Annotated in this window: 21 protein-coding genes and 1 pseudogene; 15 read left to right on the plus strand and 7 right to left on the minus strand. The window is 70.3% G+C overall.

All coding sequences use genetic code 11. The annotated features are described in order from the left end of the window. The first annotated feature begins 41 nt into the window (after window positions 1-41). From ACFYZZ_RS42105 to ACFYZZ_RS42115, 3 genes are all read left to right on the plus strand, one after another. A complete protein-coding gene (locus tag ACFYZZ_RS42105) occupies window positions 42-545 on the plus strand; it encodes a MarR family winged helix-turn-helix transcriptional regulator (RefSeq protein ID WP_389188457.1) in 504 nt (167 codons plus the stop codon). A 141-nt stretch (window positions 546-686) separates the two neighbouring features. Then, on the plus strand, window positions 687-1,217 hold the full coding sequence (locus tag ACFYZZ_RS42110; protein ID WP_389188383.1) for a sigma factor-like helix-turn-helix DNA-binding protein: 531 nt from the start codon (window positions 687-689) through the stop codon (window positions 1,215-1,217). Continuing rightward, window positions 1,214-1,462: a hypothetical protein gene (locus tag ACFYZZ_RS42115; RefSeq protein ID WP_389188386.1), complete on the plus strand. Its 249-nt coding sequence runs from the start codon at window positions 1,214-1,216 to the stop codon at window positions 1,460-1,462. Before ACFYZZ_RS42110 ends, ACFYZZ_RS42115 begins: the two co-directional genes overlap by 4 nt. Before the next feature lie 25 nt (window positions 1,463-1,487). Here ACFYZZ_RS42115 and ACFYZZ_RS42120 read toward each other — a convergent pair whose 3' ends face one another. After that, window positions 1,488-2,642: a cystathionine gamma-synthase gene (locus ACFYZZ_RS42120; RefSeq protein ID WP_389188388.1), complete on the minus strand. Its 1,155-nt coding sequence runs from the start codon at window positions 2,640-2,642 to the stop codon at window positions 1,488-1,490. Window positions 2,643-2,761: 119 nt separating this feature from the next. Here ACFYZZ_RS42120 and ACFYZZ_RS42125 point away from each other — a divergent pair, with 119 nt between their 5' ends. The 9 genes and pseudogenes from ACFYZZ_RS42125 (at window position 2,762) to ACFYZZ_RS42165 (ending at window position 13,539) form a co-directional block, all read left to right on the plus strand. Next, a complete protein-coding gene (locus ACFYZZ_RS42125) occupies window positions 2,762-3,880 on the plus strand; it encodes a hypothetical protein (RefSeq protein ID WP_389188391.1) in 1,119 nt (372 codons plus the stop codon). Window positions 3,881-4,072: 192 nt separating this feature from the next. Then, the gene (locus tag ACFYZZ_RS42130; protein ID WP_389188394.1) at window positions 4,073-5,713 is read left to right on the plus strand and encodes a M48 family metallopeptidase; all 1,641 of its coding nucleotides are present in this window, start codon (window positions 4,073-4,075) and stop codon (window positions 5,711-5,713) included. 98 nt (window positions 5,714-5,811) lie between these two features. Continuing rightward, window positions 5,812-6,903: a hypothetical protein gene (locus ACFYZZ_RS42135; RefSeq protein WP_389188396.1), complete on the plus strand. Its 1,092-nt coding sequence runs from the start codon at window positions 5,812-5,814 to the stop codon at window positions 6,901-6,903. Between the two features lie 273 nt (window positions 6,904-7,176). Beyond that, window positions 7,177-7,647, plus strand: a pseudogene (gene msrA, locus ACFYZZ_RS42140) (peptide-methionine (S)-S-oxide reductase MsrA); the annotation flags it as partial. Between the two features lie 9 nt (window positions 7,648-7,656). Beyond that, window positions 7,657-8,319, plus strand: a complete 663-nt coding sequence (locus ACFYZZ_RS42145; RefSeq protein WP_389188399.1) for a hypothetical protein — start codon at window positions 7,657-7,659, stop codon at window positions 8,317-8,319. A 167-nt stretch (window positions 8,320-8,486) separates the two neighbouring features. Beyond that, on the plus strand, window positions 8,487-9,110 hold the full coding sequence (locus ACFYZZ_RS42150; RefSeq protein WP_389188402.1) for a DUF6230 family protein: 624 nt from the start codon (window positions 8,487-8,489) through the stop codon (window positions 9,108-9,110). A gap of 17 nt (window positions 9,111-9,127) precedes the next feature. Beyond that, window positions 9,128-9,607, plus strand: coding sequence for a DUF6114 domain-containing protein (locus tag ACFYZZ_RS42155; protein ID WP_389188404.1), 480 nt, complete (start codon window positions 9,128-9,130; stop codon window positions 9,605-9,607). Window positions 9,608-9,709: 102 nt separating this feature from the next. Continuing rightward, window positions 9,710-10,987 (plus strand): ATP-binding protein, encoded by a 1,278-nt coding sequence (locus ACFYZZ_RS42160; protein ID WP_389188407.1) that lies wholly within the window; start codon window positions 9,710-9,712, stop codon window positions 10,985-10,987. Window positions 10,988-11,103: 116 nt separating this feature from the next. After that, window positions 11,104-13,539, plus strand: a complete 2,436-nt coding sequence (locus ACFYZZ_RS42165) for a SpoIIE family protein phosphatase (protein ID WP_389188410.1) — start codon at window positions 11,104-11,106, stop codon at window positions 13,537-13,539. A gap of 11 nt (window positions 13,540-13,550) precedes the next feature. Here the strand turns inward: ACFYZZ_RS42165 and ACFYZZ_RS42170 are convergent, their stop codons facing one another. Further along, window positions 13,551-14,591, minus strand: coding sequence for an NAD(P)-dependent alcohol dehydrogenase (locus tag ACFYZZ_RS42170; RefSeq protein WP_389188413.1), 1,041 nt, complete (start codon window positions 14,589-14,591; stop codon window positions 13,551-13,553). A 180-nt stretch (window positions 14,592-14,771) separates the two neighbouring features. Here ACFYZZ_RS42170 and ACFYZZ_RS42175 point away from each other — a divergent pair, with 180 nt between their 5' ends. Next, complete coding sequence (locus ACFYZZ_RS42175) at window positions 14,772-15,668, plus strand: helix-turn-helix domain-containing protein (protein ID WP_389188416.1); 897 nt, start codon at window positions 14,772-14,774, stop codon at window positions 15,666-15,668. Window positions 15,669-15,749: 81 nt separating this feature from the next. Here ACFYZZ_RS42175 and ACFYZZ_RS42180 read toward each other — a convergent pair whose 3' ends face one another. The 5 genes from ACFYZZ_RS42180 to ACFYZZ_RS42200 form a co-directional block, all read right to left on the minus strand. After that, window positions 15,750-19,049, minus strand: a complete 3,300-nt coding sequence (locus tag ACFYZZ_RS42180; protein WP_389188419.1) for a S8 family serine peptidase — start codon at window positions 19,047-19,049, stop codon at window positions 15,750-15,752. Between the two features lie 240 nt (window positions 19,050-19,289). Beyond that, on the minus strand, window positions 19,290-19,973 hold the full coding sequence (locus tag ACFYZZ_RS42185; protein WP_389188422.1) for an ABC transporter ATP-binding protein: 684 nt from the start codon (window positions 19,971-19,973) through the stop codon (window positions 19,290-19,292). A gap of 125 nt (window positions 19,974-20,098) precedes the next feature. Beyond that, a complete protein-coding gene (locus ACFYZZ_RS42190; RefSeq protein ID WP_389188425.1) occupies window positions 20,099-21,562 on the minus strand; it encodes an ABC transporter permease in 1,464 nt (487 codons plus the stop codon). Window positions 21,563-21,705: 143 nt separating this feature from the next. Then, the gene (locus tag ACFYZZ_RS42195) at window positions 21,706-22,953 is read right to left on the minus strand and encodes an Ig-like domain-containing protein (RefSeq protein ID WP_389188428.1); all 1,248 of its coding nucleotides are present in this window, start codon (window positions 22,951-22,953) and stop codon (window positions 21,706-21,708) included. A 218-nt stretch (window positions 22,954-23,171) separates the two neighbouring features. Then, window positions 23,172-23,516 (minus strand): hypothetical protein, encoded by a 345-nt coding sequence (locus ACFYZZ_RS42200; RefSeq protein WP_389188431.1) that lies wholly within the window; start codon window positions 23,514-23,516, stop codon window positions 23,172-23,174. A 110-nt stretch (window positions 23,517-23,626) separates the two neighbouring features. Here ACFYZZ_RS42200 and ACFYZZ_RS42205 point away from each other — a divergent pair, with 110 nt between their 5' ends. Both ACFYZZ_RS42205 and ACFYZZ_RS42210 read left to right on the plus strand, forming a co-directional pair. Further along, window positions 23,627-23,953, plus strand: coding sequence for an LAETG motif-containing sortase-dependent surface protein (locus tag ACFYZZ_RS42205; protein WP_389188433.1), 327 nt, complete (start codon window positions 23,627-23,629; stop codon window positions 23,951-23,953). A 42-nt stretch (window positions 23,954-23,995) separates the two neighbouring features. Continuing rightward, window positions 23,996-24,781, plus strand: coding sequence for a hypothetical protein (locus ACFYZZ_RS42210; protein ID WP_389188436.1), 786 nt, complete (start codon window positions 23,996-23,998; stop codon window positions 24,779-24,781). Window positions 24,782-24,831: the final 50 nt, after the last annotated feature.

Genomic DNA, 24,831 nt, shown 5'->3' on the forward strand with positions numbered 1-24,831 from the left:
CTTCATGAAGCGAGCCTCCGGCCATGCCCACAACACCTGAAATGTCGATGGACATGACGACCGTCGGTGACACCGGTCTTCTCGACACCCTCCAGCACGAGGTGGCGGTGTTCGCCCGCCGTGCCGAACAGACCCGGCTCGGCGGCGTCGGACAGGTGCGCAACTCCATGGACCGCGCCGCGTACCTGCTGCTCAACCGCCTCGACAAGGAAGGTCCGATGGGCGTCAAGGCGCTCGCCGCGAGCATGGGGATCGACTCCTCCACGGTCACCCGGCAGGTGGCCCCCCTGGTCGACACCGGGCTCGTCAAGCGCACCTCGCACCCGGAGGACGGGCGGGCGGTGGTGCTCCAGCTGTCGCCGCGCGGCTCCTCGCGGCTGGAGGAAGTGCGTTCGTCGCGGCGTCAGTTGATGGCCGAGCTGACACACGACTGGGCGCCGGAGGAGCGCGAGCAGTTCTGCACGCTCCTCACGCGCTTCAACACGGCGCTCTCCGCGCGGATGGCGGTCCAGGTGCCGTCCTCGGAGCAGCCGCCGGCGTCCTGAGGCCGGCCGCACTGGTGCGGTACTGGCGCCGTCCTACGTATTGACCTTGGGCCGTCGCTGGCCTCATATGAGACCGGGTCCTGCGTCGTGCGCGGTTCGCCTGTCCCGTACCGGACAGGACCTCCTCAGGGGGGAGGCACGGTGCGTGAACGGCAGGCATCCCGTGCTGCCCGTCGGGCCCGGGAGTTCGAGGCGTTCGTCGCGGGCGCGGCAGGACGCCTGCTGCACACCGCCACGCTGCTCACCGCGGAGGCGCCGGACGCCAACCCGCGCGCGCGGCGCCTGCTGACGCTGGCGCTCGCCCACACCTACGCCGGCTGGGACCGGCTGCGCGGCGACGACCCCTACGACTGCGCCCGACAGTACCTCGCCACCCGATTCCAGCGCGGGGCCTGGCACCACTACGGCGCCGTCGGCTGCGCCCGGCCGCATCCGCGCAGCCCGCTCGCCGAACTGGACCCGCAGGAACGGCTGGTCCTGGTGCTGCGGATGTACGAGGGAGTCGCCGAGAAACAGGCGGCGGCCCTGCTCGGGCTGCCGGTCGAGCGGGTGCACTCGATCTGCGACCGGGCCACGGCCACCGTGCTGCATCCGACGCCGGTGTCGCGCGCCCCGCGCGCGGCGAGGGCGACGCCGTCCTGGGCCTCGCGGCCCGCCGGGAGGCCCAGGTGAACCGTCCCCAGCGGGAGGCCGCCGTACGGCGGATCCTGGCGCAGACCCAGGCACCCCTGCCGCCGGACCTGTACGGCGAGGCCGTGCGCCGCGGCGACCGCATGCTGCGCCACCGGCGGCTCGCCCGCCGCCTGGGGTGGCTGCTGCTGTGCGCCGCGGCGGTGGCGTTCACCGTCTGGGCGGTGCACGTCCACCCCTGGGTGGAGCCGCCCTCGCAGACGACTCCACCGATCACCGGCTGGTGACCCGGGTTCAGTTGGTGACCCGGGTCTAGCCGAGGGCCTGCTGCAGGTCCTCCAGCAGGTCGTCGACGTTCTCGATGCCCACGGACAGGCGCACCAGGTCGGCGGGGACCTCCAGGGCGGAGCCGGCCGCGGAGGCGTGCGTCATCCGGCCCGGGTGCTCGATGAGCGACTCGACACCGCCGAGCGACTCGCCGAGGGTGAACACCTTGGCGCGGTTGCACACCTGGACGGCGGCCTCCTCGCCGCCCTCGACCTGGAAGGACACCATGCCGCCGAACGCCTTCATCTGCTTGGCGGCGACCTCGTGGCCGGCGTGCTCGGGCAGCCCCGGGTACAGGACGCGGGTCACGCGCGGGTGCCGGGTCAGCATGTCGGCGATCCGCGTGGCGTTCTCGCTGTGCCGGTCCATGCGTACCGCGAGGGTCTTGGTGCCGCGCAGCACCAGCCAGGAGTCGAAGGGGCCGGCGACGGCGCCCATCGCGTTCTGGTGGTAGGCCAGCTCCTCGCCCAGCGCCTGGTCGGAGACGATCAGCGCACCGCCGACCACGTCCGAGTGGCCGCCCATGTACTTGGTGAGGGAGTGCACGACGACGTCCGCCCCGAGCGACAGCGGCTGCTGGAGGTAGGGCGTGGCGAAGGTGTTGTCGACGACGAGCTTGGCACCGGCGTCGTGGGCGATCTGGGCGACGATGGCGATGTCGGTGATGCCGAGCAGCGGGTTGGAGGGGGTCTCCACCCACACGGCCTTGGTCTTCGGGGTGATGGCGGCCCGCACGGAGGCCGGGTCGCTGGTGTCGGCGACGGACCACTCCACGCCCCACCGGCTGACGACCTTGGCGAAGAGGCGGAAGGTGCCGCCGTAGGCGTCGTTCGGGATCACGACGTGGTCGCCGGGGCTGAGCAGCGTGCGCAGCAGGGTGTCCTCGGCCGCCAGGCCGGACGCGAACGCGAGGCCACGGCGGCCGCCCTCCAGCGCGGCGAGGTTCTCCTCCAGGGCGGTCCTGGTCGGGTTGGCGCTACGGCTGTACTCGTAGCCGCCGCGCAGGCCGCCGACGCCGTCCTGCTTGTAGGTCGAGACCTGGTAGATCGGCGGGACGACCGCGCCGGTGAGGGGATCCGCGGTGTTGCCCGCGTGGATCGCGAGAGTCTCGAAGTGCTGACTGATGTGCCTGTCGCTCATGTCCACCGAGCCTAGTGCGCCCGACCGGATGCCGGCGTCCGCACGCGGGCATCGAGGTTTTCCACAGGCCCGGCGGGCGGGGTTGGGCAATTGTCGGCGGCGTCTGGTTCGCTGGAGTCATGTCGATTCTCTGGCTGCTCATGGCGCTGGTCCTGCTGAGCTTCGTGCTGCTCCCGATCATCCGGCGCAGGCGCGGGGCCATCGGGCTGGTGCCCCCGGGCCACCCGGACGCCGCCGACCCGGCGACCTACGGCTTCGTGCGCGAGGAGGAGCTGGACGTCCGGATGCCCGGCCCCGACCAGGACCTGCTGGACGTCCTGGAGCTGGTGCAGCGCACGCAGGACTACCGCGCCGCGGCCCAGCTGCTGGCCGGCACCGAGGCCGAGGGCGAGGCGCGCTGGCAGCGGGTGCAGGCCTTCGCCGGTGCGGCGGCGCTGGAGCTGAAGCAGCGGCCGGGCGGGGTGCACGAGACGCCGGGCGGGCAGTGGCTCAGGGTGTGGCGGGCCGAGCAGCCGGGGGACGCGGGCGGTGCGGCGGTGCACGCCGAGTTCCTGGTGCAGCAGGCGTGGCGGACGTCGACGCCGGGCACGGACGACTTCCGCATCATCATGGAGGAGGCGAGGCAGGCCTGCGCGCAGGCGGCGCTGCCGGCCCCGGGCGACCCGGTGCCGTACATCGTCGAGTTGTCCGTCGCCCGTGGCCTCGCCTATCCGCAGCCCGAGTTCGAGAAGCTGTGGCTGAACATCGTGGACCGTGCGCCGAACCACATGGGCGCGCATCTGGCCGCGCTGCACTACTGGTGCGAGAAGTGGCACGGCTCGCGCGAGTTGGCGTACGCGTTCGCCGAGGCCGCGGCGGCCCGCGCACCCGAGGGCTCGCTGCTCGCCGCGCTGCCGCTGTTCGCGGTCTTCGAGCACCTCCCCGAGGTGAACCTGGTCGCGAGCTTCTATCAGAGCGATGTCGTCACCAAGGCGATGCACGGCGCGCTGCACGCGGTGCACGCGGCCGACCCCGACGACCCGATGCTCGCGCACGTCCGCCATCTGCTGCTCTTCTTCCTGGTCCGCGCCGAGCGCTGGGCGGAGGCCATGGACCAGCTGATACACGTCGACGGCCATGTGGGCGCGCTGCCCTGGACGCTGTCCGCCGACCCGGCCGCCGCGTTCGCCGTCTACCGCGCGCTGGCGGTGGCGGGCTACGAGGCCAATGGCGGCAGCCCGGCGACCCTGCCCGGCTGATCCGCAGGCTCTTGGATCACGTGGATTGCCCTGCTGACCTGCGGTAGGGCATACTCCGCATGCTCCGAGTTTGCTCTTGCTTTGCTTTGAGCCGGCTCCGGGGTGCTCCGAGTCCCCCCACACTCACCGGCAGCACCGCGACGCGGTGTTTGCCATGTCCATGTCTCTGGGTCCTGTGGGGGGATCTGCCCGATGGGCGCAACTCTGCGCGCACTGCGCGCCCTGGTCCTGCTGTTCGGCTTCTATCTGCTCAGCCTGCTGCTGCTCGCGGTGCTCGTCGGTGTCGACGTCGCCGCCTTCGGCTGGGGGCTGCACGGCCCGGCCGCCATCAAGCTCTTCATCGTCACCGCGGTGCTCGCCGTCCCCGTCGTACGCGGCATGTTCATGCTGCGCACGCCCCGGGGCGAGGAGCCGGCCGGCATCCCGGTCACCGAGGCCGACGAGCCCCGGCTGTGGGCGCTGGTCCGGGACCTCGCGGCGGCGACCGGCACCCGCGCCCCCGACCGGATCCTGCTCACCGCCGACGTCAACGCGGCCGTCAGCGAGGAGTCCCGGCTGCTCGGCCTGCTCCCCGGCCCGCGCCGCCTCTACCTCGGCGTACCACTGCTTTCCGGTCTGACCGAGGCGCAGCTGCGCGGCGTACTCGCCCACGAGTACGGCCACTTCACCGGCGGCGACACCCGGCTGTCCGCGCTCGTGGTGCGCGGCCGGGTGCAGATCGCCCGGGTCATCGGGCAGTTCCACGCCAAGGCCGACGGCAAGGTGGCCGCCGAGCGCGCCCGCCAGGAGCAGGCCTCCGCCAAGCGGGTCGCCAAGGGCAAGAAGGCGAAGCAGATCGACACCGCCGGGGCCGGGGCGATGTACCGGACGATGGCGAAGATCTACACCGCCTACGGCAAGCTCTACCTGCGCGCCTCCCTGTCCACGGCCCGCGCCCAGGAGTACGCGGCCGACCTGGCCGCCGCCCGGATCGCCGGGCGCGACGCGACCGCCTCGGCGCTGCGCCAGATCCCCGCCCTGGCCGCCTCCCACGAGTTCTACCTCGACTCCTACGCCACCCTGGGCCTGCCGGTACGGCTGCTGCCGCCGCACGGCGAGTTCTTCGGCGGCTTCGGCCGGCTGCTGACCGCCCGCGATCAGGAGCTGGCGGAGCTGCGGGCCGACCTGCCGACCGAGCCCGCCTCGCCGTACGACTCCCATCCGCCGATCGCCGAGCGGGTGCGCCGGATCGAGGCACTGCCCGCCGACGGGCGCGGCGAGGAGACCGAGGGCGCGGCCCTCGCCCTGCTCACCGACCCGCGGCGCACCCTGGCCGCGCTGGAGGACGCCGTCCTGACGGACGAGGTGCTCGCCTTCGGACGCACCGCCGAGTGGCAGGAGCTGCTGGAGGCCTCCATGGCCAAGGGCATGTCCTCCGCGCGCACCCCGCTGCAAGGGGCACTCGCCGACTACACCGGGCAGCCGGCGACGCTGTCCGCGCTGCTGGAGGTCATCGACGACGGCCGGCTGTGGCGGGTGGCGGAGCGGCTGCCGCTGTCCGAGGAGGCGTCCGCGGCGAAGGGCCGGGCCTTCCGCGAGTTCGTACGGCCCCGGCTGCGCAACTCGCTGCGGACGATGGTGCTGGCCGAGTTCAGCGCCCGTTCGCTGCTGCACTGGGAGTTCTCCTGGTCCCACGCGGCCACCGTCCGGCTGCCCGGCTGGACGTCGGAGAACACACCGGACGACGGCCCCGAGGCCGCACTCGACGCGGCGGTGGACGCGGCGCTCGCCGACCACCCCGACACCGCACCGCTGCGGGCACTGCTGCCACCGATGGCGCCCCAGCCCGCGTGAGCGGCAGCCCCTCCGCGCCGTAACCGCCCCTCCGGCCGACGCCGCCCCTTCACCCCTCCCCCTCGACTCCCCCTCGAAGAAACGGACCGCACCCTCCCATGACCGTGCTGCTCTGGATCCTGGCCGTCCTGGCCGTCCCCACGCTGATCTTCGTGGTGTGGATCGCCGGGGTCTTCCTCAAGGAGTTCTTCAACCCGAGCCCCGACGACGGCATCGAGGCCGCGCAGGCCGCCGAGAAGCTCGGGCTGCTGCCCGCCGAACGGCAGAACATGGACCACCCCGCCCCGCTGCCCGCCGACTGGGCCGCCGCCCTCGACGCGGTGCGCCGCGGTGACTGGGAGCCCGCCGCCGAGGCGCTGCGCACCGTCGGCCGGGACTGGGAGCGCCGTACGACGCTCGTCAACCACGTGGCCACGCTCGCGGCCAAGGACGACGAGTGGCTGCTGGCCTGGGAGGCCGCGCGCCCCGAGGACCCGGACGCGGCCGTGGTCCGGGCACAGAGCACGGTGTACCTCGCCTGGGAGCTGCGGGGTGCGCAGCGGGCCAAGTACACGACGCAGGAGCAGGCCCAGGGCTTCCACCGGACGCTGGTGGGCGCGCGCGAGGAGATCGCGCGGGCGGCCGCCCTCAACCCCGACGACCCCTCGCCGTACATCGCGGAGATCTGGGTGGCGCTCGGCCTCGGGTACCCGAACGCCGAGATGGACAAGCTCTGGGCGGAGATCAAGACCCGTGCCCCGCACCACTTCGGGGCCCACTTCTCGGCTCTCCAGTACTGGTGCGCGAAGTGGCGGGGTTCGCAGCAGCTGGCGTTCGACTTCGCCGAGCGCGCGGCCGCCGAGGCGCCGCTGGGCAGCCTGCTGACGGCGCTGCCGCTCATCGCGCACTTCGAGCACGACGAGTCGACCGACACCGCGGCCGACAACACGCCCGAGATGGTGGCCAGGGTGGACGCGGGCCTCGCGGACGCGGCGGCCGCCGACCCCAGCCACCCGGGCCTGGCCCAGCTGCGTCACCTGCTGGCGTTCTACCTCCACCTCCAGGACCGGCACGAGGCGGCACTGGAGCAGTTCAAGCTGGTCGACGGCTATGTGGAATCGCTGCCGTGGAGCTACCGGGGCGACGGCGCGGCGGCGTACTACTGCCAGGTCCGCAACGACACCGTGCAGGCGGTGACGGCGGAGGCCTGACCGGAATGCGGCTCAGGCACGGGCCGTTGGACCACGTGCCAGGCCGGCCTCCGCCTTCCAGACCGACAGGGAGACCTCATGCTCTTCGGCCGCTCACCCCAGCTGCCCACCCCCGAGCAGGCGCTCAAGGGTCGTGACCTGCCCGCCTTCGCGGTCCCCGAGCGCCACACCGTCCTCGGCACCCCGCTGCTCGGCCCCTACCCCGAGGGCCTGGAGATCGCCGACTTCGGCCTGGGCTGCTTCTGGGGCGCGGAACGCAAGTTCTGGCAGCTTCCCGCGGGTGTGTGGACCACCCTGGTCGGCTACCAGGGCGGCTACACCGAGCACCCCACGTACGAGGAGGTCTGCTCGGGCCTGACCGGCCACACGGAGGTCGTCCGCGTGGTCCACGACCCCGAGCTGATCTCCTACGACCGCCTCCTGAAGACCTTCTGGGAGTCCCACGACCCGACCCAGGGCTTCCGCCAGGGCAACGACGTGGGCACCCAGTACCGCTCGGCGATCTACACCCACACCCCGGCCCAGGCGGCCACGGCCGAGGCCTCCCGCGCCTCCTACCAGAACCGCCTGACCTACTCCGGCCACGGCACGATCACCACGGAGATCCTCCCCGCGCAGGGCCGCACCTTCTACCCGGCCGAGGCCTACCACCAGCAGTACCTGGACAAGAACCCGGCAGGCTACTGCGGCTTGGGCGGGACGGGCGTGTCCTGCCCGATCGGCGTGGCCGAGGCCGAGGGCTGACATCACCAGGTGTCCTTCAGAACCTACGCACGCCGGGTGCGCGACGAGCAGGTGCCACTCGCCCGGCGGCACACCTCCCTCAGGTGTGCCGTCGGGCACTACTGTCCGCTGGGCTTCAACGCGACCTGGGCCTATCTCGCCGCGACGGCGTGCCCGTCCCCCGATCTCCGCAGAGATCCCGCGGCCCTGCTGCGTGCGCTGGAGACTCTGGAAGCCAGTCGCGCGGTCTGGCTCGCCGAAGTCGAGTCCTTCGCCGTCCGACGCCACGCGGAGAAGGCGGCCGGCCGACGGACCCCAGGCCGCATCACCACGCAGCTGTCAGGGTTTCGATGGCCCGGCGAGACGGCCCCCTCTCGCCTGGGACTCGTCGCCGCCGTCGCGAACCGCCACACGGCGTTCCGGCGTTTTCCCTTCCCGGACGAGAGCCTCCTCCGCGACAGCCAGATACCGCAGCTGGCCGGCCTGCACGTCTGCCTCGACAACTGTGCCGCCTCGTACCTCACGAACCTCGGCCGCGTGGACGCCGCGACCCGGGACGCCCTGGCCGAGGCGATCAGCGCGATCGAGAGCCTTCTCCGTCCGGGCTGGGCGCCCCTGAACGGTCATCTGCTCGTGTGGCTGCGCTTCGCGCGCCTCGTCGCCTACGCCGCAGCGGTGCCGCTCGGCTCGTGAGCACCGCATCGCCCGAAGGGCCGAGCACCCTGTGCGTCACCCGTATGGCGGCCCTGGCGTGCAGCCGATTGGCACAACCGGAAGCCTAGGATCCGTCACTGGGTGGCGAGGAAAACATCCGTTCAGTCCAGGTAGAGGCAGCTCGCGCCATGACCGAAGGAGACAGGATGTCGCCCCGCGTCGGCAAAACCAATTGGCGGCGCTTTGCGGCATTCCTGGTACCCAGCGTCGCAGCCTGCGCGGCCCTCGGCATCGCCATGGGACAGGGCGCACTGGCCGCGTCGTTCCTCATTTCCGGCAAGGAGTTCCAGGTCACCGCGGACACGCTGACCGCTCGCGGGTTCAGCGTCTACGGCATGGTGGACGTGACCAGGAAGGGCGAGCGTGTGCCGGTGCTGGTCACCGGATCCCGGCACACGACGATCACCGAGCTGTGCCAGTCCGTACTGATCGAGATCCCGGTGCTGGGCGTACAGACGTTCAAGCTCACCGGCGGAAGCGAACGACCGGTCGAAGCATCGAACCTGTTCCTCGACACGACGTCCCAGTCGGCCGGGCAGGCGAATTTCAAGGGCCTCGATCAAGGAATCGCGACGGGGGAGATCTTCAAGGGTCCGATCAATCCGGGCGACAGGAACTCGCCCTACTTCGACCCCAACGGCTTCGGGCAGCAGGCCACGTCGGTCTCCCTGACCGACGTGCGCCTGACCGCGGTCGCGCTCTCCGCCGGTACGTTCAACATCCCCGGCCTGCGCGTCCACCTCGAACACGGCCGTCACGAATGCTTCTGAGTCCTGGGCGGGCACACGTGATCACCAACCTCCTGGGCAGACGCCACCGACTGCGCGTCACCGCAGCGCGTGCCCGGCACGGATTCAGAACCTGGCGTGGCGAACGTCCCTTCTGGGCGGGGCTCTTCACCTCGGCAGCGGGACTGCCCATCCTGTACTGGCCGTACGCGCATCTGGACCCGGTCGGAATTCCGCTGGCCATGTCGACCACGTCCGGTGCCGGAGCCCTGGTCATCGGAGTCCTGCTCATCACCCTGGGGATCACCCTCTGGTACCAGCCGCACCTCCGCATGTTCTGCGGGATCGCCACTCTCCTGCTCACCCTCATCTCCTTCCCCGTCGCGAACTTCGGCGGCCTCTTCCTCGGACTGATCAGCGGTCTGATCGGCGGCTCCCTGGCCTGCTCCTGGACTCCCGGCGCCACCGAACCCCCGACGGCGCCGGCAGACCGCGCCTCCACGGACGTTCCGCCGGACGAGAGTCGACGCGGCACCTGACCACGCCCATCGGCCCCCGGGCTGCTCTGCCGCCGAGCGCGCTCGTGCGGCCGCCGTGCCTGGCTGGGACAATGAGACTCTCCCGCAGGGTGAGGGGTGACCATGCCCGCTTGGCATCTGCGCGACTATCACGACGACGATCTCGACCAGGCCATTCAGATCTGGGACCAGAGCCGCCGGGGCGGCGAGGACCGGGTGTTTCCCGTATCCGAGGTCATGGCTGCGGCCAAGGGCGGTCAGACGGCGGTCGTCGCAGTGGTCGGGGACGAACTCGTGGGCATGGCCGTGGCCCAGGCGCACGACAAGCGCGGGTGGATCCTCCTGGTGGCCCTCGCCTCCCGATGGCGCGAGCGCGGGATCGGCAGTGCGCTCCTCACCGAGCTGGAGCGACGCCTGCGAGCACTGGGCACGCGCCACATCAGCGCACTCCTGCCCGCCGGTGCCGCCGGGACGAAGGCCCTGGAGAACTCCGGCTACCGGTTCCGCGACGACCTGACCTACTACGAGAAGCTCGAACCCCCGGGAACCGCCAACGCCGACGTTCTCGCGGCGTTGGGCGGTCGCATGCTCCCCGCGGGGCTCTGGGACGCGATGGCCGGCATGGAGCGCGAGAAGCAGGTGGTCGAACGCCGTGTCGTGCTCCCGCTGACGGAGCCCGCGCTGGCCGACCGTTACGGTGTCGCCCCGCCCAAGGCGATCGTCCTGTTCGGCCCCCCTGGCACCGGGAAGACCAGCTTCGCCAAGGCGGTCGCCTCGCGGCTCGGCTGGCCGTTCGTGGAGCTGTTTCCGTCCCGGCTCGCGGCCGACACGAGCGAGGGGCTGGCCGCGGCGCTTCGGGAGGCCTTCGCGGATCTGGCGGAACTGGACTCGGTGCTGCTCTTCATCGACGAGGTCGAGGAGATCGCCGGCGTGCGGTCCGGGCAAGCGGTCGACCCGGGGCACGGGGTGACCAACGAGCTGCTCAAACTGATCCCTGGCTTCCGCGAGCACGACGCGCGGCTGCTGGCCTGCGCCACCAATTCCGTGCGTTCGCTCGATCCGGCGTTCCTGAGGCCGGGCCGGTTCGACTACGTCATCCCCATCGGCCCGCCCGACCCGACCGCCCGCGCGGCGATCTGGACCCGCTATCTCAGGGCCACCGGCGATTCGGTGGACCTCACCCGACTGGTCGAGGCCAGCGAACTGTTCACCCCCGCCGACATCGAGTTCGCCGCCCGTAAGGGCGCGCAGGCGGCGTTCGAGCGTGAGGTCACGGAGCGCAAGGGCCGGCCGGCCGGCACCGACGACTACATGACCGCCATCGCCGACACCCGGCCGACGCTCACCGCACAGGCGATCAAGGAGTTCACCGAGGACATCGACAAGTACAGCCGCCTCTGAGACCCCGCCCTCGGCCGCCGGGCCGAGCCGACCGGAAGCATCGCTGATCGTGTCGGTCGCGGACGGACTCCGCAGAGAGGAACATCGGAGTCACGGAGGCAGGCAAGGTGGTGGCTATGGGGACGCCGTCGATGCATTTCAGCGAGAGCCCTGAGGATCCGTTCGCCCTCGGGCACGGTGCCTCGGCCGTGCTCGACGATCAAGGCATCGTGGTCGGCTGGAGCGCACGTGCGCAGGAGTTGCTCGGCTACACGGCCAAGGAAGTGATCGGACGAGCGTGGCAGGACCTCCTGGTCGACGCCCGTGACCTGCCTGTCGTGCGGTCCGTCGTCGTGGACGCCCTGAAGGCGGGGGGATGGTTCGGTGTCCTGCCCGTCCGGCAGCGCGACGGACGCCGTGTGGAGATGGGTTTTCGAGCCCGTGCGGTCACGCGGGAGGGGGGCGGTCAGGAGTGGCTCCTGGTCGGTGCCCCTGCGGCGGAGGTCATCGCCTGGCAGCGGGACCGTGCGCTGCTGGACGGCCTGTACCGCCGGTCCCCGATCGGTCTGGTCACCTACGACCCGGACCGGAGAGTGATCCGGGTCAACCGTGCGATCGAAAAGGCGAGCGGCGTCCCGGCCGAGGCGCCGGTGGGCCACCGCCCCCGCGAGTTCATGGTCGACGAGGACGCGGGTCCGCAGGACGAACGGGTACGGCACGTCCTGGAGACCGGCGAGTCGTTGTTCTTCACGGAGCAGTCCGCCCGGGCCCGCCACGATCCGGGGCGGGAACGGATCGTGTCCGTCTCGGCGTTCCGGATGGAAGATCCCTCGGGCCGTGTTCTCGGCGTGGCCGAGACGATCGAGGACGTGACCGCCCGCCACCGGGCGCAACGCAGGCTCGCCCTGCTGAACGAGGCGAGCGCGCGGGTCGGAACCTCGCTGGACGTGACACAGACCGCCCGGGAACTGGCCGAGGTGGCCGTCCAGGGCCTGGCCGACTACTGCTCGGTGGACCTCCTCAAGCCCGTGACACTGGGTGACGAACCAGGTCCCGGAGCGGTGGGTCCGCTGCTCCGGGCCGCCCTGTCGCCACCGGAACACCGCGTCCCGTTCCGGGAGGGCGACGTGGTCCCGCTGCTGCCGGAATCTCCGCAGGCGCGGTGCCTGGCCGAGCGTCGCCCGATTCTCGAAGGTCAGCTGTCCCTCCGCCCCGAGTGGTACGCCATGGACCGGCGGCGGATCGAGCTCGCCCTGGGGCTCGGCGTTCATTCGCTGATCGCGGTGCCCCTGCTCGCGCGCGGCCTGGTCCTGGGCGTGGTGAGCCTGTGGCGGGCGCGCGATTCGGAACCCTTCGAGGACGACGATGCCGCGGTGGCCCAGGAACTCTCCTCGCGTGCGGCCGTCTGCATCGACAACGCGCGCCGCTTCACCCAGCAGCAGAGCGCCGCGCTCACTCTGCAGCGCAGTCTGCTGCCGAGCGCGGTGTCCGACCTGCCGGCCGTGGAGGTGGCCTGCCGATACCTCCCGGCCAGCGGTGAACCGGGCATCGGCGGTGACTGGTTCGACGTGATCCCGTTGTCAGGGGCCCGGGTCGCCCTCGTGGTGGGAGACGTGGTCGGCCACGGCATCCACGCCGCGGCCTCGATGGGCCGTCTGCGCGCCGCCGCGCGCACCCTGGCCAGCCTCGACCTGGAACCGGACGAGGTGATGGCGGGGCTGGACGATCTGGTCAGTCTGCTGGCCACCGAGCTGGAGGCGAACGCCGACGACAACCAGACGGCGATCGAGCAGATACTCGGGGCCACCTGCCTCTACGCGGTCTACGATCCGGTCTCCCAGCACTGCTCCCTGGCACGCGCCGGCCACCCGGCACCGGTGATGTCCGCCCCGGACGGCGAGGTGACCGTGCTCGACCTGCCCGCGGGTCCACCGCTGGGCCTGGGCGGACTGCCCTTCGAGACGTACGATCTGGACCTCCCCGAGGGCAGCCTGCTCACGCTCTACACGGACGGCCTCCTGGAGGCGCGCAACGGCGACATAGACACCGCGCTGGAGCGCCTGCGCGCATGTCTCGCCCGCACCACGGAGCCGCTGGACCAGACCTGCCACGCCGTGGTCGACGCGCTGCTGCCCAAGGCCCACCTCCCCATCGACGACATCGCGCTGCTCATCGCCCGTACCCGGGTGCTGCGGCCGCAGAACGTCGCCTCGTGGCAGCTGCCCCTGGAAGCGACCTCCGCCGCCCGTGCCAGGGAGCTGACCGCGGCGAAACTGACCGAATGGGGGCTGACCGAACTGGCCTTCACCACCGAGCTGGTCGCCAGCGAGCTGGTCACCAACGCCTACCGGTACGCGGCCGGCCCCGTCACCCTGCGCCTCATCCGGACGCACTCCCTGACCTGCGAGGTGTCCGACACCAGCCACACCTCCCCGCACCTGCGACGGGCCCTCAGCACGGACGAGGGCGGACGCGGGCTCTTCCTGGTCGCGCAGCTCACGGAGCGGTGGGGCACCCGCTACACCCGCGACGGCAAGACCGTCTGGACGGAGCAGCCCCTGCCGCCCGCATGAGCCGAACGGGGTCAGATGGTCGCCGTGTCGATCACGAAGCGGTACCGGACGTCGCTCGCCAGCACCCGCTCGTACGCCTCGTTGATCTGCGCCGCGCTGATCAGCTCGGTCTCCGCACCGATGCCGTGCTCGGCGCAGAAGTCGAGCATCTCCTGGGTCTCCCGGATGCCACCGATGCCCGAGCCGGCGAGGGTCTTGCGGCCGGCGATCACCGAGAACAGGTTGAGGGAGATCGGCTCCTCGGGGGCGCCCACGTTCACCAGCGCGCCGTCGGTCCTCAGCAGCGAGAGGAACGCGCCGAAGTCCAGCGGAGCCGACACCGTCGAGATGATCAGGTCGAACGTGCCGGCCAGCTCCTCGAAGGTCTTCGGGTCGCTGGTGGCGTAGTAGTGGTCGGCGCCCAGCTTCAGCCCGTCGTCCTTCTTGCGCAGGGACTGCGAGAGCACGGTCACCTCGGCGCCCATCGCGTGCGCGATCTTGACCGCCATGTGGCCGAGGCCGCCGAGCCCGACGACCGCGACCTTCTTGCCGGGGCCGGCGTTCCAGTGCCGCAGCGGGGAGTACGTGGTGATGCCGGCGCACAGCAGCGGGGCCGCCACGTCCAGGGACAGGCCGTCCGGGATCCGTACGACGAAGTTCTCGTCGACGACGATCTTCTGCGAGTAGCCGCCGTAGGTGGGCTCGCCGTCCTTGCCGACGGCGTTGTAGGTGCCGACGTTGCCCTTGAGGCAGTACTGCTCCAGGCCCTTGAGGCAGTTCTCGCACTCGCGGCAGGAGTCGACCATGCAGCCGACGCCCACCCGGTCGCCCACGGCGTACTGGGTGACACCGGGACCGACCTCGGAGACGACACCCGCGATCTCGTGGCCGGGGACCATCGGGAAGATCGCCGTGCCCCAGCCCTCGCGGGCCTGGTGAATGTCGGAGTGACAGATGCCGGCGAATTCGATGTCGATCAGGACGTCGAACTCACCGACCGCGCGCCGCTCGATCGTGGTCCGCTCCAGCGGGGCCTTGGCGGCGGGCGCGGCGTACGCAGCAACAGTGGTCATGCCGGGGGTTCTCCTAGCAGGGGGGTCATGCCCGGTTGCCTTTCGACCGGGCACGCATCCAGCCTGCAGCGGGCGCCGCCGCTCACCCAGACCACGGGTCTTCGTACGACCGCTGTGCCTACCACTGGCGGGGACAGGCTGGCGGGCGTACGACCACGGGGCACGGCCGATACTGGCCGTATGGACGAACAGCAGGACGCAGCCGCCGGCCGGCCGCTGGACCGGCGCGCCGAGCTGAGCGAGTTCCTGCGCAGCCGGCGGGCCCGGCTGAAGCCGGAGGACGTGGGGCTGCGCGACTTCGGGCGGCACCGCCGGGTGCCGGGGCTGCGCCGTGAGGAGCTGGCCCAGCTGGCCGGGGTGTCGGTGGCGTACTACACCCGGCTGGAACAGGGCAACGGACGCAATGTCTCGGCGGAGGTCCTGGACTCGATCGCCCGCGCCCTGCGCCTCACCGACGCCGAGCACGCCCACCTCACCCACCTGGCCAAGCCGAAGGCGCACAAGAAGAAGCCGGCAGCACGGCAGCAGCAGGTGCGGGGGGCACTGCACCAGTTGCTGGACGTGCTGGAGGGCGTGCCGGCGTACGTCGTCGGGCGCCGCTCGGAGATCCTGGCCTGGAACCGGATGGCGGCCGCGGTCTTCGGCGACTGGTCGCAGCTGCCGCCCGCCGAGCGCAACTGGGCCCGGCTCGTCTTCCTGCACCCCGAGTACCGCGATCTCTTCGTCGACTGGGAGCAGAAGGCGATCGACATCGTCTGCGCCCTGCGCATGGACGCGGGCTGCTATCCGGACGATCCGCGGCTGTCCGCGCTGGTGGGCGAGCTGTCCGTCAAGAGCGACGAGTTCCGCCGCCTGTGGGCGACCCACGACGTCAAGGAGAAGAGCCACGGCGTCAAGCGCCTGCACCACCCCCTGGTCGGCGATCTCTCCCTGCACTTCGAGGGCTTCCGGCTCGCGGGCGACGCGGACCTCGGGCTGGTGACGTACCACGCGGAGCCCGGTTCCCCGTCGGCTCAGTCCCTGCGCCTGCTGGCCAGCTGGGGCACGGACGCGACCCGGGCGGTGCCGTCGGCCTGAGTCCGCCGCACGCACGAACGGCCCGCCGGAAGCTGCTGCTCCGGCGGGCCGTTCGGTCACGGCCTACTCAGGTACGACGGCTCACTTGCCGTAGTACGCGTTGTAGATCGTGATCGTCGACGTGTTGCCCTTCTTGTCGGCGATCTTGGCGCGGAACGAGATGGCCTTGTTCTTCGCCGGGTTCTTCACGGTGATCTTGCCGCCGCGGACGTCGACCTTCTTGAAGGTCTTGCCGTCGTAGGAGACGTACACCGCCAGGGACTTCAGGTTGCTGCCCGCGGCCGCGCCCTCGACGGTGACCGGGAAGGTGACCTTCTTCCCGGCCTCGACACGGCTGTCCAGGCCGGTCTTGGCGCCGAAGTACAGGGCGGAGACGGGGAGCTTCGCGGAGCCGCCCGCCGGCTTCTTGGAGCGGAAGGTCCAGGCCGCGTCGATCCGGCTGGAGGCCTCCGACACCTTGGCCGAGCGCTTGACCGAGGTGGTCAGCTTGTACGCGGCGTCACCGGCGGGCACCTTGAAGGTCTCGCCGAACAACGGGTCGTGGTTGGAGCCGACCTTGACGCCGCCCCGGTACAGGGTCGTGGTCGCCGAGGTGAACGTCGACGAACCGGCGTGCTTGGCGCCGTCCGCAAACAGCGGCATCGAGCCGTAGATCTCGTTGCCGTCCCGGAAGACACCGAAGTCGGCGTTGACCAGCGGGGCGAAGACCGCGGTGTTGAAGGTCTTCGAGTACGACTTGCCCGCCGTGAAGGACTGCGCGGCGGCCGAGTAGGACGCGTCGGCGATCGGGAACCCGTCCGGGTCCACCCCGCCGTCCTGCTCGAACTCCAGCTGCCACTTCACGCCGCCCTTGGCCGACAGGTGCAGGGTGCGGGTGCCGGGCAGGGTCTGCGGGATGCCGATGGAGGAGGCGCTGGTGCTGCCCGGCAGCCAGCCCACCGCGTTGACGGAGCCCTTCTTGCCGCTCGCGGCGGCACCGAGCCGGGCCTTCACCGTGGTCAGGTCGCCCGCCTTGTAGTGCTTGGTGAAGCCGGTGGCGAGCTTGGTGACCGGACCGCCGGAGGTGACGTCGTACTCCTCGCCGGCGCCCTTGGACCAGTGCGCGTCCCACTGCTGGTAGAGCGTGCCCGCGGGCAGCGACCCACCGAGGTGAGCGGTGTGGAAGTTGTCGTACGAGTCGAGGAACCAGCCGTAGCCGTACTGGCCGTCGCCGATCGTGACGTCCCACTCCGGCGAGGCGAACTGGGACTTCAGGCCCGTGGCCGGGACGGTGATGTCCACCGGCTTGGCCTTGCGCGCGTCGATCGTGATCGTCTGCTTGCCGGAGACGGTCAGCTTCGGCTGGGCGATCCAGTCGACGCCCTTGGTGCCGTCGTTCGGGTCCACGTAGGTGGCGGTGTTGAGGATGTACGTGCCCTTGGGCGCGCGCACCTTCACCGTGCCGGACTTGTCGTACGGGCTCAGCCACTGGCCGCTGGCGAGGCCCGCCACACCGGCCATGTCGGCGCTGTAATACGGAGCCGGCTTGCCGTCACGGCCGATGAACTTCAGCGTGACGTCGTACGACTCCACCTCGCGCTGCACCGCGGCTGCCGTGCGGACGGTCTGCCCGCCGCCGGTCGCGGTCACGTAAGCGGAGTAGGAGCCGTCGATGGTGCCGCCCAGCTTGGTGTTGACCGTCAGGCCGACGGAGGCCTTGCCGTGCGCCGGGACCGTCACCTTGGTCGCGGCGAGCTTGAAGAAGCCCGCCGGAGCCGCCGCGCCCTTGGGGTCGGTGGCGGTGCTGGTCAGGTTGAGGGTGACGTCCTTGTCGCCGAGGTTGCGGTACGACACCTGCTTGGTGACCGGGGTGTCGTCCGTGTGCGGCCACTGCTGCACACCGAAGCTGACCGACACCGGGTCGGCGATCACGGACTGCTTGATGGCCTTGTCGACCGCGATCCGGCCCGAACCCTGCTGGAACGGCGTGTACTTGCCGCCCTTGGTGGAGCCGGTGAGCGCGCCCTTCAGCTCGGAGTAGCCCCAGTCGGGGTGCTCCTGCTTCAGGATCGCGGCGGCGCCCGCGACGTGCGGGGTGGCCATCGACGTACCGGAGATGGTCAGGTAGCCCTCGGGCTTCTCACCGACCTCCTTGTCGATGAAGCTGCCCTTGGCCGCGGCGGCGGTGATGTCCACACCGGGCGCGGTGACGTCCGGCTTGATGGCGCCGTCGCCGGTGCGCGGGCCGGTCGAGGAGAAGTCGGCCAGCTTGTCCTTGTCGTCGACCGCGCCGACGGTGAGCGCGGCGTCCGCGCTGCCCGGCGAACCGATCGACTGGGGGCCCTCGTTGCCCGCGGCGATCGCGAACAGGATGCCCTTCTCGGCGGAGAGCTTGTTGACCTCGGCCTCGAGCGGGTCGATCTCGGGCGTGTCGTAGCCGCCGAGGCTCAGGTTGATGACCGAGGCGCCCTGCGAGGCCGCCCACTCCATGCCGGCGAGGATGCCGGAGTCGTCACCGGAGCCGGTGTCGTCCAGGACCTTGCCGTTGAGGATCTTGGCGTCGGGGGCGACGCCCTTGTACTTGCCGCCCGACTTGGCGCCGGTGCCCGCCACGATGGAGGCGACGTGCGTGCCGTGACCGAAGTGGTCCTTGGCGTCGGCAGCGGCGGTGAAGTTCTTGGAGTCGACCACCTGGTCCTTGAGGTCCGGGTGGCTGGCGTCCACACCCGTGTCCAGGACGGCGACCTTGACTCCCTTGCCGGTGTAGCCGGCGGCCCACGCGGTCGGGGCGCCGATCTGCGGCACCGACTTGTCGAGCGAGGCCTTGCGGACGCCGTCGAGCCAGACGTGCGCGATGCCGGAGGCGGTCTTGTCGCCGTTGGTGACGGCGCCCCACAGCTCGGCGGTGTCCTTGACCGGGGTCTGCACCGCGTCCGCGTTCAGCGCGGTGAGGCTGCGGCGCAGGTGGCCCGCGTCGCGGACGTCCTGCTTGGCAGCCGCGGCGGAACCGCGGTAGCCGACGATGACCTTCAGGCCGTTCTTCTGGGCCTTGCGGGTGGCGGCCTTGTTCAGCTCGGTGATGTCGAACAGCCGCTGGTCCAGCTTGCCGGAGGCGACCAGGCGGGCCGCGTCGGCGGGAATGACGAGCGTGTGTCCGTCGGCCTTGCGGACCTGGACGGGTATGTGCTCCCGCCCCTTGGCCCGCTGGAGGCCGACGACGCGGCCCTTGGCGTCGAGGGCGACACGGTCGCCGGTGATCAGGGTGACGTGGTGCTTGACGCTGAGCGAGGAGGCAGCGGCCGGGACGCGCTGCTCGGGCTTCGCCGACGCGGGGCTGGTCATACCCGCTGCGAGGGCGACGGCTGCGGCGGTGGCCACAGTGGCCGCAGCTGCTCTTTTCACTTGTCTGCGCAAGTTCTCCCCCTGGAGATGAGTGACCGGGCGAATCCCCATTCACCCGGCGGGGGGAAGTCCCGTACACCTGCACGTCAACCCCCCGGATCCCGAAGTTACCGGGGGGTGATCAGACGGCTCAAGATGTGAGAGGACCGTAAGAAAGCGCTACCCAAAACTGTTACGCGCCGGGGGAGACACCGTTACAGAATCGCGAAGTCCCGTTCGTACGAACGGTGTTATACGCCGTCAGGCGCCCGCGTTCTCCCTCACCGTGATCTTGCCCTTGCGGATGGTGGCCAGCCGCGGGGCCTTCTTCGCGATGGCGGAGTCGTGGGTGACCATGATGAAGGTCAACCCGTGCTCCTTCCAAAGGCGTTCGAGTACGTCCATGATCTCGTCGCGCATGCCCTCGTCGAGGTTGCCGGTCGGCTCGTCGGCGAGGAGGACCTTCGGCCGCTTGACGAGTGCGCGGGCGATGGCGACGCGCTGCTGCTGTCCTCCGGACATTTCGGAGGGCAGGTGCGAGAGGCGTTCGCCGAGGCCTACGGACTTCAGCGCTTCGGCGGCCAGTTCGCGGCGCTCCTTGACCTTGATGCCGAGGGGGACGAGAGCGGTCTCCACGTTCTCCTGGGCGGTGAGGGTCGGGATGAGGTTGAAGGACTGGAAGACGAAGCCGATGTTCTCGCTGCGGACTTTTGTCAGCCGGGCTTCACTCAGCTTGGCCAAGTCGGTGCCGTCGAGGATGACTTCGCCCTCGGTGGGGCGGTCGAGGCCGCCGAGCATCTGGAGGAGGGTGGACTTGCCTCCGCCTGTGGGGCCCTGGATGACGAGCCGGTCGCCGTCGCCGATGGTGAGGTCTATGCCGTCGAGGGCGTGGACGGTGTCTTTGCCCCTGGTGTAGCGCTTGGTTACGTTCTTCAGTTCGTACATGGTGGCTCCTGGATCGGTTTTGGCTGCGGGTGAGTGGGGGCTGGTCGCGCCCGCGCGGCGGAGCCGCATATCGATACAGCCCCGCGCCCCTGCGTTGGACCGGTCAGCCCCGCCGAAAAGCTGAGCTACTCCACCCGCCTCAACGCATCCGCCGGGCGCAGCCGCGACGCCCGCCACCCTCCGAATGCCCCCGCGATCAGGCCACCTGCTACCGCCAGACCTACCGCGAGGGCGATCGTCGTCGCGCTGACCGGGGCTGTGAGGGCGACCTCCAGGGTCTTCGCCGCCTGCCGGCCAGGGCCGCCGCCGAAACCGCCATCGCCGCCCGGACCACCGCCGAAACCGCCACCGCCCGTGCCGCCACCCAACTGGGCCTGCAGGGTCGGGCTGATCGCCGTGACGACGTACGCGCCCGCCAGGCCGAGGGCGATGCCGAGGGCGCCGCCCACCAGGCCGTTGACGACGGCCTCGCCGACGACCTGCCGGGTCACGCGGCCGGACTTCCAGCCCAGGGCCTTCAGCGTGCCGAACTCGCGGACGCGCCGGGAGACGGCGGAGGAGGTGAGCAGGCCCGCGACCAGGAACGCGGCCACCAGCACCGCGATGGACAGCCACTTGCCGACGTTGGTGGCGAGGGAGGAGGCGGTGGACAGGGAGCCGGAGACAGTGTCCGCGAGGTCGGCGGACGTGGTGACCGTCGTACCCGAGACGTTCTTCTGGATCGCCGACTTGACGCTGTCGATCTTCTGCGAGTCGGTCGCCTTGACGTAGATCGTGGTGACCTTGTTCTTCGAGTCGCTCAGTGTCTGCGCCTGCTTGAGCGGGATGTACAGGTTGGCGGCCGAGTCGCCGCTGTCGGCGGTGGCGACGCCGATCACCTTGAACTTGACGCCCTTGATGGTGACGGTGGAGCCGACCTTGTACTTCTTCTGCTTGGCGTAGGCGGAGTCGGCCACGACGACCTTGGCGTTGGTCTCCGTCGCCTTGAACGTACGACCGCTGGTGATCTTCGAGGAGGTCAGCGGGCCGAGGGCCGGCTCGGTGACGTCGGTGCCGTAGACGGAGTAGTTGTTGACGTCGAAGTCGGCGCCGCCGCCCTGCACTTCGCCCTGCGGCTGGCCGGTTCCGCCGGGGCCGCCGCGCTGGCTGCCGCCGTTGCCGTTCTGCTGGAACTGGCCGCGCGTGAACTGGCCGTTGATCTTGATGACCTGAAGGCTCAGCCCGCCGACCGCGTCCGAGACGCCGGACTGCGCGCCGACCTTGGCCACGGTCGAGGTCGACAGCGTCTGGAAGCCCTGCACCATGACGCGGTCGCTGCTCTGGGTGGAGTCGTCGTCGTTGCCCCGGGCGTCGAACTGGAAGCGGGGCCGCTGGGCGTCGCCGGTGGACGCCGATGCCGCCTTGGTGACGGTCATGTCCGTGCCCAGTCCGTACAGCGACTGCAGGACCTTGTCCTGGGCCTTCCCCATGCCGCTGGACACGGAGTTGACCACGATGACCAGTGCGATGCCCAGCGCGAGGCCGGAGGCGACGACCAGGGCCGCCTTTCTGCGGCGGCGCAGTTCGCGCCTCAGGTAGGTGAAGAACATGCCCGCAAGCTAGGGACGGACCGTGATGACTCGATAAGGCCGAAATAAAAGAACCATGAGAAGGCTGTGGCCGCCCCCGGGAAGGCCCCGGAAACACCGATGCCGCCCCTGGGGGCGGCATCGGAAAGGCTGTGAAGGGGCTGTCAGGCGGCCGAACCGGCCTTCCACTGCGCCCAGTCCATGTTCCAGCCGTTGAGGCCGTTGTCCGGGGAGACGGTCTTGTCGCCGGTGTGCTGGACGACCACCACGTCACCGATCAGGGAGTTGTTGTACATCCACGCGGCCGGCGTGTTCGGGTCCTTGGCGCCCTTGGTGTCGGACAGGCCCACGCAGCCGTGGCTGGTGTTGACGCTGCCGAAGATGGACTTCGCGCCCCAGTAGTTGCCGTGCAGGAAGGTGCCCGAGCTGGTCAGGCGGATGGCGTGCGGCACGTCCTTGATGTCGTACTCGCCCTTGCCGTCGTCGTCGGTGAAGCCCACGGTCGCGCCGTTCATGCGCGTCTCCTTGAACTTCTCCTGCATGACCATGATGCCCTGGTACGTCTTGTTCTCGGGCGAACCGGCCGAGATCGGGATGGTCTTGATGGTCTTGCCGTCCTGCGTGACCTTCATCTGCTTGGTCTGCGCGTCGACGTAGGAGACCTGGTTGCGGCCGATGTGGAAGGTGACCGTCTTCTGCTGCACGCCGTAGACGCCGCTCGCGCCCTGGACACCGTCCAGGTTGAGCTTCAGAGTGACGGTGGAGTTCTCCTTCCAGTACGTCTCGGGCCGGAAGTCGATGCGGTTGGCGTTGAACCAGTGGCCCACGACCTCCTGGCCGCTGCTGGAGGTGACCGTGATGCCCTTCTGGACGGCGGTCTTGTTGGTGATCGCCTTGTCGAAGTTGATCGACACCGGCATGCCCACGCCGACGGTGGAGCCGTCCTCCGGCGTGAAGTTGCCTATGAAGCTGTTGGCCGGGGAGACGGTGGTGAAGGAGGCGTTCTCGTGGGCGACGAGGCCCGCGGCGTCCTTGGCCTCCGCGGCGACCTTGTAGCTGGTGGAGCGCTCCAGCTGGGCGGTCGGCTTCCAGCTCTTCTTGTCGGCGGACAGCGCGCCCGCGACCGCCTTGCCGTCGGCCGTGGTCATGGTCACACCGGTGAGGGTGCCCTTGGCGACCGTGACGGCGGCGGAGTTGTTGATGGAGGCGTTGTTGGAGCCGTCCTTGGGCGTGATCGTGATCCGGGCCTCGGAGGACTTCTTGGCCGCCGCCTCGTCGGCCTTGGCCTGGGAGGTGTCTGCGTTGTCGCCGGACTTGGCGTCGTCGCCGCCGGAACACCCGGTGAGTACCAGTACACCGCCGAGCAGTGCGGACGCGACCGTCAGGCCCTTGCGCCGCTTACTGTCCGTCATCACACGCTTCTCCATCGCTGCCGAATCCGCGGAATCCCCGAAAGCCCCCGTAGGAAGCATCAACGCTACGGCCGGTCCGCCCCGTTCCACAGAGATCGAATATGTGGGCCACACCACGTCCCGCCCGGGACAGGTGGTGCGGAAACCGTCCGTGCGCCCCCTGGGACGACGAAACCCCGGACGGCGGTTGCCGTCCGGGGCCGGGTTCCCCGGGCCGCTCAGCCGATGCCGCCCTCTTCCTCGTCGTCGCCCCCATCTTCCTCGTCCAACTCCCAGTCCGGCGAATCCGGGTCGTACTCGATCCGCTCGCTGGACCAGGAGGCCTGCTGGAGTTCCACCCCGGGTACCTCGCTGACCAGGTCGAACGGGTCCACGAGATAGGCGAGGGCCTCCGCGGTGTCTTCCGTCACAGCGTTCTCGGCATGGGCCCGCTCCTCCGGAGGCAGCTCGGGATCGGCGGTGAGCCGGCCCAGCGCGGCCTTGGTCACCTCGTCCCCGTCGTGCACCTCAAGAACCAGCTCCACCCGAAGCCGTACAAAACGTGATGTCTCTTCCGTGCTCATGACCGGAGCGTACGACTGAAACCTCCCGTGACTTTCCTGTGACCCGCGATTTTCACTAACATCGCCCCACACGGCCAATTCGCCAGCGTCACAAGGGGGATCGATATTCCGTGCCTTCCGCTCGCCGTCCGCTGCTGACCGCCACCGCCGCGGGGACCCTGCTGTGCGCCCTGTGGTTCGTCCCGTCCGCCAACGCGTCGCAGGACGGCACGGCCAGAGCGACCACGGAGGTGACCGGAACGACGCAGGTCACCCAGCAGGCGAAGGCGATCTCCGAGGCCGCGGCCACCGACGCCACGGGCGCCTCGGACAGCACCCAGCTCGCCGACACCGGCAGCTTCGACACCACGCCCTACGTGGTCGGCGGCAGCCTGTTCCTCGCCGTGGGTGCCGGATTCGTGGTGTATTCGGTACGCCGGGAACGCCTCGGCTTTTAATTGAGCTTGACTCTTCTTTGACGGAGAACGCATAGTCCGCCCATGAAGAGATCATCGGGCGTGCGGCTGTGCGCCACCGCAGCTGTGAGCGCGCTGTCGCTCGCCCTCATCACCGGCTGCTCCGACGGGGGGTCGAAGGACTCCGCGGACGGCAAGGGCGGGAACTCGTCCGCGAAGGCGCTGAGCGCCGCGGAACTGAAGCAGCTGATCATCGCCAAGGGCGAGGTGCCCGGCTACAAGGTCGGCCCCGTCGAGGGCGGCATCCCCGACAAGAGCAAGGTCAAGTCGGCCGACGCCCAGTGCGACCCGGTGCTCCGGGCCCTGACCGGCATCGCGCCCGGCGAGCCGGCGGCGAACACCAGCCGCATGGCCACCGAGGACAAGAAGGAACCCACGGACAAGGCCACGTCCCTGGACGACCTGGCCGACGGCAAGTTCGAGGACGCGCTCAACAAGTCCATGGACCTGGACGTCACCGTGGTCACCCTGGCCTCGTACGACGGTGACGGCGCCGAGTCGGCCCTGAAGTCGGTGACCGACGCGGTGAAGTCCTGCTCGGGCGGCTTCTCCGGCGAGCAGGACGGCGAGAAGGGCAAGTTCACCAAGGTCGCGGAGGAGAAGTCCTCGGGCACGGGCGACGAGTCGGTGGCCTTCACGGCGACCAATGACTCGGGCAAGGACGGCGCCCTGCCGCTCCACGCCGAGGTCGTGCGGCACGGGAACACCCTCGCCACGTACACCACCATCAACATCGGCGCGATGATGACGAAGAAGGCCTACACGGTGTCGGCCCCGGTCATCAAGGCCCAGGCGGCCAAGCTGAAGTGACGTCGTGAGACGTGAAAGGGGCCCTGCCGAACGACAGGGCCCCTTCACTC

It is taken from the genome of Streptomyces sp. NPDC001816, from assembly GCF_042892235.1.
GTDB lineage: Bacteria > Actinomycetota > Actinomycetes > Streptomycetales > Streptomycetaceae > Streptomyces.

Coding starts and splice junctions, on each gene's coding strand:
- ACFYZZ_RS42170 (WP_389188413.1), bottom strand. CDS start 14,591: ATGACCACTGTTGCTGCGTACGCCGCGCCCGCCGCCAAGGCCCCGCTG.
- ACFYZZ_RS42200 (WP_389188431.1), bottom strand. CDS start 23,516: ATGAGCACGGAAGAGACATCACGTTTTGTACGGCTTCGGGTGGAGCTG.
- ACFYZZ_RS42195 (WP_389188428.1), bottom strand. CDS start 22,953: ATGACGGACAGTAAGCGGCGCAAGGGCCTGACGGTCGCGTCCGCACTG.
- ACFYZZ_RS42175 (WP_389188416.1), top strand. CDS start 14,772: ATGGACGAACAGCAGGACGCAGCCGCCGGCCGGCCGCTGGACCGGCGC.
- ACFYZZ_RS42120 (WP_389188388.1), bottom strand. CDS start 2,642: ATGAGCGACAGGCACATCAGTCAGCACTTCGAGACTCTCGCGATCCAC.
- ACFYZZ_RS42150 (WP_389188402.1), top strand. CDS start 8,487: ATGTCGCCCCGCGTCGGCAAAACCAATTGGCGGCGCTTTGCGGCATTC.
- ACFYZZ_RS42185 (WP_389188422.1), bottom strand. CDS start 19,973: ATGTACGAACTGAAGAACGTAACCAAGCGCTACACCAGGGGCAAAGAC.
- ACFYZZ_RS42135 (WP_389188396.1), top strand. CDS start 5,812: ATGACCGTGCTGCTCTGGATCCTGGCCGTCCTGGCCGTCCCCACGCTG.
- ACFYZZ_RS42165 (WP_389188410.1), top strand. CDS start 11,104: ATGGGGACGCCGTCGATGCATTTCAGCGAGAGCCCTGAGGATCCGTTC.
- ACFYZZ_RS42105 (WP_389188457.1), top strand. CDS start 42: ATGTCGATGGACATGACGACCGTCGGTGACACCGGTCTTCTCGACACC.
- ACFYZZ_RS42125 (WP_389188391.1), top strand. CDS start 2,762: ATGTCGATTCTCTGGCTGCTCATGGCGCTGGTCCTGCTGAGCTTCGTG.
- ACFYZZ_RS42160 (WP_389188407.1), top strand. CDS start 9,710: ATGCCCGCTTGGCATCTGCGCGACTATCACGACGACGATCTCGACCAG.
- ACFYZZ_RS42210 (WP_389188436.1), top strand. CDS start 23,996: ATGAAGAGATCATCGGGCGTGCGGCTGTGCGCCACCGCAGCTGTGAGC.
- ACFYZZ_RS42190 (WP_389188425.1), bottom strand. CDS start 21,562: ATGTTCTTCACCTACCTGAGGCGCGAACTGCGCCGCCGCAGAAAGGCG.
- ACFYZZ_RS42130 (WP_389188394.1), top strand. CDS start 4,073: ATGGGCGCAACTCTGCGCGCACTGCGCGCCCTGGTCCTGCTGTTCGGC.